The 15,438-nt window shown below is 72.4% G+C and carries 11 protein-coding genes; 7 read left to right on the plus strand and 4 right to left on the minus strand.

Annotated features, from left to right (window positions below):
- Positions 1-3: 3 nt before the first annotated feature.
- A complete protein-coding gene (gene cofD, locus ACFXG1_RS19360; protein WP_384715765.1) occupies positions 4-960 on the plus strand; it encodes a 2-phospho-L-lactate transferase in 957 nt (318 codons plus the stop codon).
- Positions 957-2,264, plus strand: coding sequence for a coenzyme F420-0:L-glutamate ligase (locus ACFXG1_RS19365; RefSeq protein ID WP_384743762.1), 1,308 nt, complete (start codon positions 957-959; stop codon positions 2,262-2,264). The genes cofD and ACFXG1_RS19365 overlap by 4 nt, the downstream gene beginning before the upstream one ends.
- A gap of 52 nt (positions 2,265-2,316) precedes the next feature.
- On the opposite strand, the gene ACFXG1_RS19370 is transcribed toward ACFXG1_RS19365, so the two are convergent.
- Both ACFXG1_RS19370 and ACFXG1_RS19375 read right to left on the minus strand, forming a co-directional pair.
- Positions 2,317-3,378: a DNA-3-methyladenine glycosylase family protein gene (locus ACFXG1_RS19370; protein WP_384743764.1), complete on the minus strand. Its 1,062-nt coding sequence runs from the start codon at positions 3,376-3,378 to the stop codon at positions 2,317-2,319.
- A 406-nt stretch (positions 3,379-3,784) separates the two neighbouring features.
- Positions 3,785-5,152 carry an N-acetylmuramoyl-L-alanine amidase gene (locus tag ACFXG1_RS19375; RefSeq protein WP_384711138.1) on the minus strand — a complete coding sequence of 456 codons (1,368 nt, stop codon included), beginning with the start codon at positions 5,150-5,152 and terminating at the stop codon, positions 3,785-3,787.
- Positions 5,153-5,290: 138 nt separating this feature from the next.
- Between ACFXG1_RS19375 and ACFXG1_RS19380 the strand changes: the two genes are divergently transcribed.
- From ACFXG1_RS19380 to ACFXG1_RS19395, 4 genes are all read left to right on the plus strand, one after another.
- The gene (locus ACFXG1_RS19380) at positions 5,291-6,109 is read left to right on the plus strand and encodes a TIGR03089 family protein (protein ID WP_384743767.1); all 819 of its coding nucleotides are present in this window, start codon (positions 5,291-5,293) and stop codon (positions 6,107-6,109) included.
- A gap of 272 nt (positions 6,110-6,381) precedes the next feature.
- Positions 6,382-7,794 (plus strand): LCP family protein, encoded by a 1,413-nt coding sequence (locus ACFXG1_RS19385; RefSeq protein ID WP_384743769.1) that lies wholly within the window; start codon positions 6,382-6,384, stop codon positions 7,792-7,794.
- Between the two features lie 236 nt (positions 7,795-8,030).
- Complete coding sequence (locus ACFXG1_RS19390) at positions 8,031-9,899, plus strand: LCP family protein (protein WP_384711147.1); 1,869 nt, start codon at positions 8,031-8,033, stop codon at positions 9,897-9,899.
- A gap of 240 nt (positions 9,900-10,139) precedes the next feature.
- On the plus strand, positions 10,140-11,768 hold the full coding sequence (locus ACFXG1_RS19395) for an LCP family protein (protein ID WP_384711150.1): 1,629 nt from the start codon (positions 10,140-10,142) through the stop codon (positions 11,766-11,768).
- Positions 11,769-11,837: 69 nt separating this feature from the next.
- Here ACFXG1_RS19395 and ACFXG1_RS19400 read toward each other — a convergent pair whose 3' ends face one another.
- On the minus strand, positions 11,838-12,884 hold the full coding sequence (locus ACFXG1_RS19400; protein WP_384743772.1) for a glycosyltransferase family 2 protein: 1,047 nt from the start codon (positions 12,882-12,884) through the stop codon (positions 11,838-11,840).
- 531 nt (positions 12,885-13,415) lie between these two features.
- Here ACFXG1_RS19400 and ACFXG1_RS19405 point away from each other — a divergent pair.
- A complete protein-coding gene (locus ACFXG1_RS19405) occupies positions 13,416-14,723 on the plus strand; it encodes an LCP family protein (RefSeq protein WP_384711164.1) in 1,308 nt (435 codons plus the stop codon).
- 75 nt (positions 14,724-14,798) lie between these two features.
- Here ACFXG1_RS19405 and ACFXG1_RS19410 read toward each other — a convergent pair whose 3' ends face one another.
- On the minus strand, positions 14,799-15,359 hold the full coding sequence (locus ACFXG1_RS19410; protein WP_384711157.1) for an acyl-CoA thioesterase: 561 nt from the start codon (positions 15,357-15,359) through the stop codon (positions 14,799-14,801).
- Between the last annotated feature and the right edge of the window lie 79 nt (positions 15,360-15,438).

A 15,438-nucleotide genomic window follows, 5' to 3' on the forward strand; every position in this document is an offset into this window, starting at 1 on the left:
GTCATGCGAATTGTGGTTCTGGCCGGAGGTATCGGCGGCGCCCGCTTCCTGCGCGGCCTCAAGCGGGCCGCGCCCGAGGCGGAGATCACCGTGATCGGGAACACCGGTGACGACATCCATCTGTTCGGGCTCAAGGTCTGCCCCGACCTCGACACCGTGATGTACACGCTGGGCGGGGGCATCAACGAGGAACAGGGCTGGGGCCGTACGGACGAGAGCTTCCGGGTCAAGGAGGAGCTGGCGGCGTACGGGGTGGGTCCCGAGTGGTTCGGTCTCGGCGACCGCGACTTCGCCACGCATATCGTCCGTACGCAGATGCTGGCCGCCGGGTATCCCCTCAGCGCCGTCACCGAGGCGCTGTGCACCCGCTGGAACCCGGGCGTACGGCTGCTGCCGATGTCCGACGACCGGGTGGAGACCCATGTCGCCGTCGAGATCGACGGCGAGCGGAAGGTCGTCCACTTCCAGGAGTACTGGGTGAGGTTGCGCGCGTCGGTCCCCGCGGAGGCGATCGTGCCGGTCGGGGCCGACCAGGCGAAGCCCGCGCCGGGAGTGCTGGAGGCGATCGCCGCGGCGGACGTCATCCTCTTCCCGCCGTCCAACCCGGTCGTCAGCATCGGCACGATCCTGGCCGTCCCGGGGATCCGGGAGGCCCTCGCGGAGGCCGGGGTCCCGGTGGTGGGCCTCTCCCCCATTGTCGGGGGCGCGCCGGTGCGCGGGATGGCGGACAAGGTGCTCGCGGCGGTCGGGGTCGAGGCGACGGCGACGGCGGTCGCCGCGCACTACGGCTCCGGACTGCTGGACGGCTGGCTCGTCGACACGGTCGACGCGGACGCCGTCGCGACGGTGGAGGCGGCGGGGATCCGCTGCCGGGCCGTACCGCTGATGATGACCGACACGGACGCCACCGCGGAGATGGCCCGCCGGGCGCTGGAGCTGGCCGAGGAGGTACGGGCGTGACGGCGGGGGTCTCGTACGAGGTGTTCGCGGTCGACGGGCTGCCCGAGGTACGGCCGGGGGACGATCTCGCCGGGCTGATCGCCGCCGCCGGGCCGGGGCTCCGCGACGGGGACGTCCTTCTCGTCACCTCGAAGATCGTGAGCAAGGCGGAGGGGCGGATCCTGTCCGCCGCGGACCGTGAGGCGGCCATCGACGCGGAGACGGTACGGGTCGTGGCCCGGCGCGGCACGCTCCGTATCGTCGAGAACCGGCAGGGTCTGGTGATGGCGGCGGCCGGGGTCGACGCCTCCAACACTCCCGCCGGAACGGTCCTGTTGCTGCCCGAGGACCCCGACGCCTCGGCCCGTGCGGTCCGTGCGGGGCTGCGGGCGGCCCTCGGTGTCGACGTCGGGGTGATCGTGACGGACACCTCGGGGCGGCCGTGGCGCAACGGGCTGACGGATCTGGCGATCGGCGCGGCGGGGGTACGGGTCCTCGACGATCTGCGCGGCGGTACGGACACCCACGGCAATCCGCTGAATGTCACGGTCACCGCCGTCGCGGACGAACTCGCCGCCGCTGGCGACCTGGTCAAGGGGAAGACGTCGGGGCGGCCGGTCGCCGTCGTCCGCGGGCTCGGGCACCTCGTCGGTGAAGCGGCAGGACCGGACGGGGCGCGGGCGCTGGTACGGGGCGCGGCGGACGATCTGTTCCGGCTGGGAACGTCGGAGGCGGTACGGGAGGCGGTGACCCGGCGGCGTACGGTCCGCGAGTTCACCGAGGCGCCCGTCGACCCCGCGGCGGTCCGGCGGGCCGTCGCGGCGGCCGTCACCGCGCCCGCGCCGCACCACACGACGCCGTGGCGGTTCGTGCTGCTGGAGTCGGCGGCGGCCCGGACGGAGCTGCTGGACGCCATGCGCGAGGCGTGGATCGCGGATCTGCGGCGGGACGGGAAGTCCGAGGAGTCCGTGGCCCGGCGGGTCCGGCGGGGCGATGTGCTGCGCCGGGCGCCGTACCTCGTGGTGCCGTGCCTGGTCGTGGAGGGCTCCCACCACTACGGGGATCCGCGGCGGGACGGCGCGGAGCGGGAGATGTTCGTCGTCGCGACGGGCGCCGGGGTGCAGAACCTGCTGGTGGCGCTGGCGGGCGAGGGGCTTGGCTCGGCGTGGGTGTCGTCGACGATGTTCTGCCGTGATGTCGTACGGAAGGTGCTCGGGCTGCCGGAGGAGTGGGACCCCATGGGCGCGGTCGCCGTGGGGCACGCGGCGGCGGCGCCGAAGGAACGGCCGGCGCGGGACGCGTCGGCGTTCATCGAGGTGCGGTAGGGATTCCGGCGGGGTCGGTCGCCGGGGCTCCCCCGGAGACCGACCCCGCCGGTCAGAGGAGGCCGATGTCGACCCGGGGCATCTTCGGCTTGCGGCGGGGCGGCACCCGGCCGCTCAGGAGGACGTAGCGGGCCGCCCGGTGGCGCTGGCCCTCGTACGGCGCGAGGAGTTCCAGCATCGCCGCGTCGTCGGCGTCCCGATCGCCCGCGAGCGCCCAGCCGACGATCCGCGGCAGATGGAGATCGCCGACGGTCACCGCGTCCGGGGCGCCGTTGCTGCGCTGCACGGTCTCGGCGGAGGTCCACGGGCCGATGCCCGGGACCGCCTCCAGCCGGGCCCTGGCCGATTCGGGGTCCATCGCCGCGGCCTCCTCCATCCGGCGGGCCACTCGGACGGCCCGCAGGACGGTGGCGGCGCGCTTGTCGTCGACGCCCGCGCGATGCCACTCCCAGGACGGGATCAGCGCCCAGGTGCGGGGCTCGGGGATCACGTACAGACCACCGTGGCCGGGCATGAGGGCCGTGGGGCCGGGGGCGGGCTCCCCGTACTTCCGTACCAGCAGCCGCCAGGCCCGGTACGCCTCTTCTACGGTGACCTTCTGCTCCAGGATGGAGGGGATCAGCGACTCCGTCACCAGGCCGGTACGGGTCAGCCGCAGCCCGGGGCGGCGGTGGCGGGCCAGCGCGACGAGGCGGTGGCGGGGGGTGAAGGCGTCGGGTTCGTCGTCGGCGCCGAGGAGCGCGGGCAGGGTCTCCAGCAGCCACTCGGCGCCCGGGCCCCACGCCTCGGCCCCGACCTCGCCCGCGCCGGCCCGGACATGGACCCGGAGCGTGCCGGGGCCCGCGGGGGTGCGGGCGGTGCGCCAGACCGCGCCGTCGGGCGCGGTACGGAAGGTGGGGTCGGCCGGGCCGCGGCGGAGTACGCCGAGCACCAGCGCCAGATCCAGCGGAGCCGGCGGCCGCCAGGTCCTGGTGCCGGTGCCGCCCGGGGTGGCCGCGCCGCCCGGGGTGCCCGCGCCGTCCGGGGTGCCCGCGCCCGTGGTGTGCTCCGGGCCCGCGCCCGCGGCGGGTGCGCCCTCGACGAGGGCGGGGCGGGGGGAGAAACGGCCGGACACGGGATCCTCGGGGTGGCGGGACGACGGGGTGGTTACGAGGGTATCCCCGGGCGCGGCCCCTTTCCGAGGGGCGGAACCCCGGGGCGCCCGGGGGCGCGCGGAACTGCGCGACCAGCCACCGACGGCGCGCGGACGGAACTCCACGTCACCCCTACGGCGGGATACCGCCGTCCCGGGCACCGGCAGCGTCTGCCGGGTACCCCCGGCCCCGGACCTCACACCGTGAGTGGCTGGTCGCGCAGTTCCCCGCGCCCCTGGATACCCGTGGCCCAGCCACCCCGAGCAGGGACCGGGATACCCGGGGACGAGCCGCACCGCACGGGGGGCCGGGCGCCCGGGGTACCCGGGGGTGCGGTGTGTCCGGGGAGGGCCCGCGCCCCCGGATGACCGCGGACCGCCCGGAGGGCTAGGGGCGGCCCTGGTAGCCCGCTGATGAGGTGCGGATGGTGGGGAGGCGGTTGTAGAGGCGGGTGCCGGGGCAGTCGGTGGAGACGCCGTCGCGGTGGCCCGAGACCACATGGAAGCTGACCTTCCGGCCCCTCGCGTACTTGCCGCTGCCGCCCGATGTCAGCGTCACCTTGCCCTTGGGGTTCGCCGAGAACAGGCCCAGCTTCCAGGCGGTCAGCTTGGCCACCGCCGTCGACACGGCCGACGGCGGGGTCGTGCTCGTGAAGCTGCCCAGGACCGCGACGCCCATGGTGTTGGTGTTGAAGCCCAGCGTGTGGGCGCCCAGGACCGCCTTGGTGACGCCGCCCGCCCGGCCCTCGTAGATCGTGCCGCACTTGTCGACCGCGAAGTTGTAGCCGAAGTCCCGCCAGCCGCTGCTGACGACGTGGTAGCGGTAGATGCCGCGGAGTACGGACGGCGCCTGCTTGCAGGTGTAGTTGTTCCCGGTCGAGGTGTGGTGGACGAAGGCCGCCTTCACCGTCCCCGTGTAGACGTAGCCGCCCTCCCGCAGCGATTCGTTCGCGCCCCACCCCTTCCGGCTGACGATCGTCGGGCGGGGGCCGACGTACTTCTTCGCCGCGAAGAGGTCGGGGAAGGGGGGCCGGGCGAGCGCGCTCGGCAGCGGGCCCGACGCGGGCGCCACGGCGCGGGTCGCGGGCGAACCCGGGGCCGGGTCCGGGTCCGGTGGTGCCGGGTGCCGGGCTCCGGGTGCGGACGGCTCCGCCGCGCCCGGGTCCACCAGCTCCAGCCGGAGGCCCCGGGGCAGCGCCGTATCGGCGGCCCGGCCGCGTACCCGTACCTCCACGCCGTCCGAATCGCCCACCCACAGCGGGGCCGTGGCGCCGCGCAGCCGGGCGGATTCCGCCTCCGGTGTGCCGGGGTCGGCGCCGTGTCCTTCGGTGTGGGTCTCCACGTCCTGCCAGCCGGACCAGGTGCCCGTACCGGTGGTACGGGTGCGGATCTGGACCGTGCCTGGCAGTTCGGCGGCGGCGTCGTCCCAGACCACGCCGACGAGGGAGAAGGGGCGGACCCGGGGCTCGTACCGGCCGCGTTCGGGGAGCGCAGGGCCGGTCGGGGAGACCGAACGGGTGGACGGGGTGTCGGCGGTGGGGCTCTCGGGCAGCGGGAGCGACTGGGTGGTGCCGGGGACGTCGGGGGCTTTGGGAAGGAGTTCGGGTGCCCGTACGGGTTGGGCGCGGGGCGCCGGTGGGACGGCCCGCGGGGTGGTGGAGGCGGTCGCCGCCGACGCTCCCGAGGGCAGCGCGAGCGGGAGGACGAGCGCGGCACAGGCCGCGACACCGGTCGAGGAAGCCAGAAATCCACGCATGGAAGAGATCCTGAGGGCCCGTCGGGCGGTCCGCTCGCCCAAACCGGGCCGGGAAGGCCGGGGCGCTGCGGGCCGACCGGTGGACGGTGTCACCGGTACGAGGGACGCCGCCACCCGGGCGCGCGTAACCTTGCCGAGATGAACGCCAGCGACCGCACCCCCGCCGACCTGCTGCGATCCGCTCTCACCGCGGACCCGGGGCGCCCCTTGATCACTTTCTACGACGACGCCACCGGTGAGCGCGTGGAATTGTCCGTCGCCACCTTCGCCAATTGGGTGGCCAAGACATCGAATCTGCTCCAGGGCGACCTCGCCGCCGAGCCCGGCGACCGGCTCGCCCTGCTGCTGCCCGCCCACTGGCAGAGCGCCGTCTGGCTGCTCGCGTGCGCGTCGGTCGGGGTGACCGTCGAGATCGGCGGCGATCCGGCCGACGCCGACCTGGTGGTCAGCGGCCCCGACACGCTGGAAGAGGCGCGGGCCTGCGGCGGGGAGCGGGTCGCGCTGGCGCTGCGGCCGCTCGGCGGGCGTTTCCCGCAGCCGCCGGCCGGGTTCGCGGACTATGCGGTGGAGGTGCCGGGGCAGGGCGACCGGTTCGCCCCGTTCTCCCCGGTCGACCCGGCCGGTCCCGCGCTCGTCGTCGGCGGTGGGGCCGGGGAGACCGCGCTGACCGGCGCCGGGCTGGTCGAGCGGGCCCGCGCGGACGCGGACCGGCTGGGTCTCGCCCCGGGGTCCCGGCTGCTCACCGGTGCGTCGTACGGTTCCTGGGAGGGGCTGTCGGCGGGGCTCTACGCGCCCCTGGCGGCGGGCGCTTCGGTGGTGCTGTGCCGCCATCTCGACCAGGCGTCCGACGAGCAACTGGCGCGGCGGATCGAGAGCGAGCGGGTCACGGGGACGACCCTGCTGCCGGGCGGCGAGGCGGGTCTGGAAGACTCCTCGATCACCGGGGACGGCGCCTGACACAGGGGTCACGGCGGTCCCCCGCATGTCTGAAGACTCTCCTTACCCAGTTCCTCAGCACCTCCCGCACCACGAGAACCGTCGGAAGCACGGGAGCCGCCGGGCCGCGCCCGCGCGTCCACGCCCGCACGTACCCATGTCGTCGCGGCCCCAACTCCGTTGGAAGATCGGCCTTCGGCGCCGATCGGCCCCGGTTTTCGCACAACCAAGCGCCAGGCTCAGCCGTCTAGCCCTGCGATCGGCGGTCCAGCGCACCGCCGACGCCGTGAAGGATGGACGCAGAAGTGACGGACAGAGCCGGCACACCGACGGGCCCCGAGGGGTCGGACGACGCAGCCGGTGAGCCGACGGGCGAGAAGGCGAGCGGGGAGGCGAGCGGGGAGACCGGGGAAGCCGAGGGGCGTACGGCCCCGGACCCCGCCCCCGGCCCCGCCCGCGAAGACGCGAGCCCCACCCCGGACACCACGACGGACGATGCCACCGAGCGCGCCGAGCGCGCCGAGCGCGTCGCCGACGACGCCCCGGCCGCGCCCCGCCGCAAGCGGCGCTGGCTGCGGTGGACGGCGCTCGCCGTCTCCGTCGTGCTGCTCGGGGGCGCGGCCACGACCTGGTGGTTCTACCGCAAGCTCGAAGGCAACATCACCACCGACACCGCGACCGCCGTCGAGCTGAGGACGCACGAGAAGGAGCGGCCGGTCCCGATCTCACTCGACGCCAAGAACATCCTGCTGATGGGCTCCGACACCCGCCGGGGCGAGGGCAACAGCAAGTACGGGCGGGACGACGGCGGCAGCCAGCGCGCGGACACGGTGATCCTGCTGCACATAGCCGCGGACCGGCAGAGTTCGACATCGGTGTCGATACCGCGGGACCTGATGACGACGGTCCCGTCCTGCCGCCGCCCGGACGGCACCCGGTCCCGGGAGCAGCTCGCGCAGTTCAACTCGGCTTTCGAGCTGGGCGGCGCGGCCTGCACGATCAGGACCGTCGAGCTGATGACGGGCATACGGATCGATCACCACCTGGTCGTCGACTTCCGCGGCTTCACCGACATGGTCGACGCGGTGGACGGGGTCGAGGTGTGCCTCAAGGAGCCGGTCGACGACCCGGACGCGCATCTCGTGCTGCCGTCCGGGCGGCAGAAGCTCGACGGCGCGGAGGCGCTCGGCTACGTACGCGCCCGGAAGTCGATCGGGAACGGCAGCGACACCGAGCGGATGGACCGGCAGCAGCAGTTCCTGGGGTCCCTGGTGAAGAAGGTGCAGAGCGACGGGGTGCTGCTCAACCCGGGGAAGCTCTATCCGGTGCTGGACGCGGCGACCAAGTCGCTGACGACCGACCCCGGTCTGGACTCCCTGAAGGAGCTGTACGACCTCACGCGCTCGTTGCGGAGCATCCCGACCGAGAACATCCAGTTCCTCACGGTTCCCCGGCGCCCCTGGGTGAACAATATAAACCGGGACGAACTGGTACAGCCCCAGGCGACGGATCTCTTCCGGCAGTTGCGGGAGGACACCCCCATCACCGTCCTGGCGCGCGGGAACGGGAAGACGGAACGTATCAGCGCTCCGGGCACCTCTCCGTCGGGGAGCCCGTCGGGTTCTCCGACGGGCTCCCCCTCGGGTTCGCCCACCGGCAGCCCCGGCTTCGCGGGGACGAACGCGGCGGTGGGCGTATGTGACTGAATCGTGTGGTGTGAGTAAAGCGATGCCCAAGCAAGGTCCCAGGCCAGACGGATTGGGCAGATTGCCCCTTGTAAGCGTCGTGGAATTCGTCACCGGCGTCGCTCCGCATTGACCTGGGCGGTTAATGTGACGCGATCCGGTACGCGGACCCGCGCCGCGCACCGCTGAGATCGAGACACCGGGCGCCCTCGGGGGAAGGCGCTTCGCGTGGCCACCGACGGAGGACTCAGAAAACCGTGGATGCGCAGAGCCGCGGCCGGGCCGACGACATCGACCCCGCCGACCAGTGGGTGTTCAACCCGCAGACCGGCAATTACGAATTGCGACTGGATCATTCCGCAGCGCAGTCGTCTCCGTCCGCCGCGCCCGAGCACCCGAGAACTCCAGGCCCGCGCACCCCGTCCGAGCACGGGGACGGGGGATACGGCGGGCGCGGGGGTCACCACCCCGGCGCCACCACGCGTGGCACCGGTACGGGCACAGGCACAGGCACAGGTGCCGGTACAGGTGCCGGTACAGGTACGGGCCGGGGCACCGGCCGGGGTACGGACGCCGGGGAGACCGATACCGGCGTCCCCGGCCAGGTCCCCGTACCGGGCCAGCGGCGGCGCTCCCGCGACGGCTCCGGCGGCGGTGGTACGCCTCCGGGCGGTCCCGGCCGCCGGAAGCGCAAGCAGGGCGCGTCCCGCAAGAAGAAGATCCTCATGTGGACCGGCGGCGGTCTCGCCCTGGTGCTCACGGCGGGCGCGATCACCGGCTTCGTGATCTACCAGCGCCTCGACGGCAATCTGAACACCGTGGACGTGGTGGGCGGCGCCAACAGCTTCAAGAAGGACCAGGCCGTCAACATCCTGGTCATCGGTACGGACAAGCGGACCGGCAAGGGCAATACGGCCTACGGCGACCGGGAGAGCAAGGGTCATGCCGACACGATGATCCTCTTCCATGTCTCCAAGGACCGGTCGAACGCCACCGCGCTCTCCATTCCCCGGGACCTGATCACCGACATCCCCGACTGCCAGGTCAAGAAGGACGGGGAGATCACCACCATCCCGGGGACGTCGAACACCCGGTTCAACGAGAGCCTCGGGGTCTCGGGACGCGACCCGGGCTGCACCATGCGTACGGTCGAGGAGATGTCGGGGATCCCCGTCGACCACTTCATGATGGCCGACTTCAACGCGGTGAAGGAGTTGTCGACGGCGGTGGGCGGGGTCGAGGTCTGCCTCGACAAGCCCATCAACGACAAGGACTCCAAACTGAACCTGTCGGCGGGAAAACACGTCGTCAAGGGTGAGGAGGCCCTGGCGTTCGTGCGGACCCGCAAGTCCGTGGGCCACGGCAGCGATCTCAGCAGGATCGAGATCCAGCAGCAGTTCCTCAGCTCGATGATCCGCAAGATGAAGTCCGGCGACACCCTGACCAGCCCCACGAAGATGTGGGACCTGGCGAACGCGGCCACCAAGGCGCTCACGGTCGACACCGGCATAGGAAGCATCAAGAAGCTCCAGAGCCTCGGCCTGGAGCTGGCGAAGGTCAACACCAAGAACATCACCTTCACGACGGTGCCCGTCAGGGACAACTCCGACGGCGCGACGGTACTGCTGGAGGAGTCGCAGGCCAGGCCGTTGTTCTCGATGATCGAGAACGATGTGTCGCTGACCGAGGTCGAGAAGAAGGAGAAGGCCGCCGGGAAGAAGACACCGGGACCGCTCGACGGCCCCCGGGCACAGGCGTCCGACGTCCGGGTCGCGGTCTACAACGGCAGCGACACCACGGGCGCCGCGAGCGCCACGCTGACCTGGCTCCAGGGCAAGGGCGTGAACAAGTCCAGCAATGAGGCGAACGCCCCGCAGAACATCGCCAAGACGACTCTGGAGTACGGCCCCAACCAGGCCGACCAGGCGCGCAAGCTCGCGGACCTGATGGGCCTGCCCGCCGCGGCGCTGAAGCAGAAGGCGGCGGACGCGCAGGGACGTGAGCCGATGGTGCTCACGCTGGGCGCCGACTTCGAGGGCGCCGGGATCCCGGTCTCCGCCGCGAACGCCAAGGTGCCCGAGGGCGTCAAGAAGGTCGAAGCAGACAAACAGAAGTGCGCCGCGTGACCTCGGCACATCCGATCGGATCCCGGTCCCCTCGGCGCACCTGACACAGGGGACTTTGGGGTGGGACAGAACCACGCACGGGGGAGGGGGAACCGGGACGGCGGCGCAGACCGCCGCGCCGGGGACTCCGGCTGGGGCGATATACCCGGCCAAGGTTCGGCGGGTCACGGCCCGCGCGGCCGGGGCGCCGAAGGAGGCGGCCGTGGCGGCGACGGAGGCGGCGAGGGCCGCCGTACGACGGTGGCCACCGCGTCCGACGACGGCCGGGGGCCCGACGACGGACCACCGGGCGGCGGGCGGGCGGCCCGCCGCAAGGGCGGTGGAGACGGCGGCAGGGCCGGCGGCAGGGCGGCCGACCGGCGCGGACGCCGCAAGCGCGCCCTCGTCTGGACGGCCGGAGTGCTGTCGTTCCTGGTGCTCGGCACCGCGGGCGCGGGCTATCTCTACTACGAGCATCTCAACAGCAAGCTCAAAAAGGACGAGCTGAATCTCGGCAAGGACATGGGCGACCACAAGCCCAACGCGGCGGGACAGACCCCGCTCAATATCCTGCTGATCGGCTCCGACGCCCGGAACAGCAAGGCGAACCAGCGGCTGGGCGGCGCCAAGAAGACCTTCAACGCGCCCCCGCTCGCCGATGTGCAGATGCTGATCCATGTCTCCGCGGACCGCTCCAACATCTCCGTACTGAGCATGCCGCGGGACACGATGCTGGAGATACCCGAGTGCCGGGACAAGAAGAAGAACAAGACCCATCCGGCCCTGGAGTTCGCCCAGACCAACGAGTCCCTGAACCGCGGCGGTCCCGGGTGCACGGTGGCGACCTGGTACAACCTGACCGGGATACCCATCGACCACTTCATGATGATCGAATTCGAGGGTGTGGTCTCGATGGCCGACGCGATCGGCGGCGTACCGGTCTGCGTCGACAAGAACGTCCACTCCCTCACCCGCGACGGCAAGGGCTCCAATCTGAAGCTGAAGGAGGGCACCACCTACATCAAGGGCGAGCAGGCCCTCCAGTGGCTGCGGACCCGCTACGGCTTCGGTGACGGCACGGATCTGTACCGGGCCAGGGCGCAGCAGATGTATATGACCTCGATGGTGCGGGAGTTGCGGAAGAACACCAAGCTCACCGACCCCAACAAGCTGCGCAAGCTGGCGGAGGCGGCGATCGAGTCGCTGACCGTCAGCGACACCGTCAACTCGGTGAAGAAGCTGCTGGACATCGGGAACGACCTGAAGAAGGTCCCGGCGAACCGGATGACCACCGTGACGATGCCGAACGTCTACTCGTCGCGGCGGCCGGGGAAGGTGGAGCCGGAGCCCGGGGCGGCCGAGGAGGTCTTCCGGAAGATCCGTGAGGACATCGCGCTGGACGGCAAGGACAAGCCGAAGAAGCCCGCGGCCGGGAAGACGCCGGTGTCGAAGGATCCGGCGGCCCCGGCAGGGGAGATCTCGGTCCGGGTGCAGAACGGTACGGACGGGGACGGGCTGGCCCCGGCGCGCGGCCGGGCCGGCGAGATCGCGGGCGCGCTCGGCGCGAAGGGCTTCACGCAGGCGGTCACGTCGTCGGTGAGGAACCCGAAGGCGAAGACGGTGATCCGGTACGGCGCCGACGACTTGGCGGGTGACGCCCAGGCGGTCGCGAAGGCGCTGGGGGTGCCGCTGTCGGCGGTGGTGAAGGCCCCGGCGGCGGACGGGTTGACCGGGATCACCCTGACGGTCGGCGCGGACTGGCGGACGGGCGACAGCTTCCCGAAGGCGCAGGCGAAGCCGGCCGGCGACAAGCTGCCGGAGTCGGCGCAGGCGCTGAACGGCGGCGACGACAAGGCGTGTATGCCCGTACAGGAGGGCTACACCTGGTAAGGCGCGAGACGGCAGAAGAGAGCGGGGCCCGGCGGCCGGAGAGCCGCCGGGCCCCGCTCGCGTACTCGATCAGGCGGCGGGCGTCGGGTTCGTGGACTTTGCCGGGCCGGTCGCCGTGACCGCGGGACGGCGGCTCGCGATGACCTTCTTCGCCAGGGACCGGGGGCTGGTGAGGAAGCCGAAGCCCCACGACATATGCATGGTCGCCAGCGCCACCGGGATCCACAGCCGGGCCTTCGGCGGCAGTCCCTTGCCCGCCGGTACGGAACCGGCGGTGATCGCGGCCAGATAGCCGCCGGGGACGATCAGCGCCCAGGGCGTCAGCACCGCACCCGCCACGAGCCCCGCGGCGATCGCGCAGACCGCGACCGGCGGTGCCAGATAGCGGGGGTTGATGGAGCCGCGGTGGAAGCGGGCGACGACATGCCGCCAGCGGCCGTAGTCCTTGTACTGCTTGGCCAGCGCGCGGACCGAAGGGCGGGGCCGGTAGCTCACCCTCAGCTCGGGCGAGAACCAGATCGCGCCGCCCGCCTCACGGATGCGGTAGTTCAGCTCCCAGTCCTGGGCGCGGACGAACTCCACGTTGTAGCCGCCCTGCCGTTCCAGCGCCTCCCGGCGGAAGACGCCGAGATAGACGGTCTCGGCGGGCCCGGCGGCGCCTCCCGTGTGGAAGGCGGCGTTGCCGACCCCGATCTTCGACGTCATCGCGGCGGCGACGGCGCGCTCCCAGTCGTTCTCGCCCTCGGCGTGCATGATGCCGCCGACGTTCTGGGCGCCGGTCTCCTCCAGGAGCCGGACGGCCGTGGCGATGTAGTTCGCGGAGAGCATGCCGTGCCCGTCGACGCGTACCACGATCGGATGGGACGACGCCTTGATGGCGGCGTTGAGCGCGGCCGGGGTACGACCGGTCGGATTGGGCACCGTACGGACCCGGGGGTCCTCACGGACCAGTTCGGCGGCGATCTCGTCGGTACGGTCCGTGGACGGGCCGAGCGCGATCACCACCTCCATCTCGCCGTCGTACTCCTGGCCGAGGATGTGACGGACCGAGTTGCGCAGATGCCGCTCCTCATTGAGGACCGGCATGATCACGGAGACAGGTGGCGTGGCGTTCATCGCCCGCCACGTTACCGCGAATGGGGGACACGGACGCGCGGCGGCCGTCCGGTGCGACCGGCCGCCGATCGTATGGGCCTACGGTGTGCTGGATTCGCCCTTGTAGCCGCATCCGTCCTCACCCGTCCGGGAACGTTCACGGACGTCCTCGCAGCCGGAGGCCCCGCGCCGCATGAAGTCACCACGAGTAGTCATACGTTCATGGGATTGAGCCGGTCGCCCGGCTCGTCACCCGTTCGCCGCCCGCCCCCTTCACTCTTTCGGACCACGGTCCCGTCCGGACCCCGGCCCCTGACCCGGGACCCCTGACCCGGACCCCCGACCCGGTCCGCCGACGCCCGCGGAGGTGTCCCTCTCGTGCCCCCACCGCCCCGCTCCCCCCGCCCCCGACCGCCGCGCCCCGCAGCGCCCCGGGTCAGGGCCGCGGGCAGACGTCCGGCGCCGCCGCCGCGGCGTACGCGGTGGGCGCTGCGGGCCGTGACGGCGCTGTCGGTACTGGTCCTGGCGGCCGGGGCGATCGGGCACGCGCTGATGTCGGGGATCGACACCGGGATCGCGCGGGTGGACCCGTTCCGGGACATGAAGAACCGTCCGGCGGGCGGGCACGGCACCAATCTGCTGGTGGTCGGTACCGACGGCCGGGAGAAGATCACCGGGACGGAGAAGGAGAAGTACCGGCTGGGCGGAGCGCCCTGCAACTGCACGGACACGATCATGCTGGTGCACATCTCGCGGAACCGGGACCGGGCGAGCGTCGTCAGCCTGCCGCGCGACAGCTACGCCGAGCTGCCCGCGCATACCGACCGGACCAGCGGCCGGACGCACAAACCGCATCCGGTGAAGCTGAACGCGGCGTACGCGGAGGGCGGCCCGGCCCTGACCGTACGGGCCGTGGAGCGGCTGACGCGGGTGAAGATCGACCACTATCTGGAGGTCGACTTCACCAGCTTCATGAAGACGGTCGACGCCGTCGGCGGTGTGGACATCTGTACCGCGAGCCCGATGAAGGACAAGTACACCGGGCTCGACCTGCCCGCGGGCAACCACCGGCTCGACGGCGGGCAGGCGCTCCAGTACGTCCGCTCCCGCCATGTCGACGGCGCGAGCGATCTGGGCCGGATGCAGCGCCAGCAGCGGTTCCTCGCGGCGCTGGTCAAGGAGGTCGGGGGTACCGGGATCATGCTCAATCCGGTGCGGTTCCGGCAGGTGGCGTCGACGATGCTGGGCTCGGTGCGGGCGGACCGGGACTTCGGTACGGACGAGCTGCTGGCGCTGGGCCGGGCGATGCGCGGCTTCTCGGCGGCGTCGTCGGAGTTCGCCTCCGTACCGGTCGCGTCCGGTGTCCGCCGGGTGCCGGGCGGCGGCTCGGCGGTGGCCTGGGACCGGGCGAAGGCGGACCGGCTGTTCCGGATGATCCGGGAGGACCGTCCGCTGGCGGGTGCCGGGCTGCGGAAGCCGGGCCAGCGGCGGACGCTGGTGGAGGTCTCCCCGCGGCAGATCCGGGTGCAGGTCTACAACGGGACGCGGACGGACGGTCTGGGCCGCCGGGTGGACGCGGCGCTGCGCGGTACCGGCTTCGACACCACCCGGACGCCGCGGAACGGGACCGGCCACGAGGAGGACCGTACCTTCATCTCGTACGACCCCCGCTGGGACCGCTCCGCGAAGGCGCTGGCCACGGCGCTCAAGGGATGCGAGACCCGGCCGGTGAAGGGCCTGGGGCGGACCCTGCGGGTGACGGCGGGCAAGGACTACTCCGGGGTGGTGCCGGTCCGGGCCGAGAATGTGTACGAGGGCGAGTTCGGGGCGGTACGGGGCGACGAGGTGGTCTGCCCCTGATGCTTCGGGACCCCGGGTGCCGGGCCCCCGGGGTCCCTGGCCCTGGCGGCCCTGGGGCCCCTGGGGCCCCTGGGGTCAGTCCTGCATGCCGTCGGCGGCGCGCTGCTCCCGCAGTTCCTTGATCGCCCGGCGGCGGGCCAGCCGGTGCGTCCGGCGGATCTGGGCCTCCTGGTAGCGCCGCTTGTCGCGCTCGGTCTCCGGGACCACCTGCGGTACGGGCCGGGGCTTGCCATCCCCGTCGACGGCGGCGAAGACGAGATACGCGGAGCCGACCTGCTGGGCGGGGGTCGACTCGTTCCACCGCTCGGCCAGTACCCGGACCCCGACCTCCATGGAGGACCGGCCGGTCCAGTTGACCTGGGCCTTCACATGGACCAGATCGCCGACCCTGACCGGCTCCAGGAAGACCATCTCGTCCATGGAGGCGGTGACGGCGGGCCCGCCGGAGTGCCGACCCGCGACCGCGCCCGCCGCGTCGTCGACCAGCTTCATGATCACCCCGCCGTGGACGGTGCCGAGCAGGTTGGTGTCGCTGCCGGTCATGATGTGGCTGAGGGTGGTGCGGGAGGCGGAGGTCGGCTTGTCCGGGATCGCCGGCCCGCCCTTCTCCGCCACGTGCTGGACGTGATCTGTCATGCCTTCCACCCTAAGCGGGACATGCCGCACATCCGTCCGCTTCCCGGCCCCGCCCGACCCCGGCCGACCCCGGCCGAGG

Source organism: Streptomyces sp. NPDC059248, assembly GCF_042753905.1.
GTDB lineage: Bacteria > Actinomycetota > Actinomycetes > Streptomycetales > Streptomycetaceae > Streptomyces.

Bases quoted from the DNA above. Each gene is read 5' to 3' on its own strand.
- cofD (WP_384715765.1), top strand. From the start codon at position 4: ATGCGAATTGTGGTTCTGGCCGGAGGTATCGGCGGCGCCCGCTTCCTG.
- ACFXG1_RS19375 (WP_384711138.1), bottom strand. From the start codon at position 5,152: ATGCGTGGATTTCTGGCTTCCTCGACCGGTGTCGCGGCCTGTGCCGCG.
- ACFXG1_RS19380 (WP_384743767.1), top strand. From the start codon at position 5,291: ATGAACGCCAGCGACCGCACCCCCGCCGACCTGCTGCGATCCGCTCTC.
- ACFXG1_RS19385 (WP_384743769.1), top strand. From the start codon at position 6,382: ATGGACGCAGAAGTGACGGACAGAGCCGGCACACCGACGGGCCCCGAG.
- ACFXG1_RS19400 (WP_384743772.1), bottom strand. From the start codon at position 12,884: ATGAACGCCACGCCACCTGTCTCCGTGATCATGCCGGTCCTCAATGAG.
- ACFXG1_RS19405 (WP_384711164.1), top strand. From the start codon at position 13,416: ATGTCGGGGATCGACACCGGGATCGCGCGGGTGGACCCGTTCCGGGAC.
- ACFXG1_RS19410 (WP_384711157.1), bottom strand. From the start codon at position 15,359: ATGACAGATCACGTCCAGCACGTGGCGGAGAAGGGCGGGCCGGCGATC.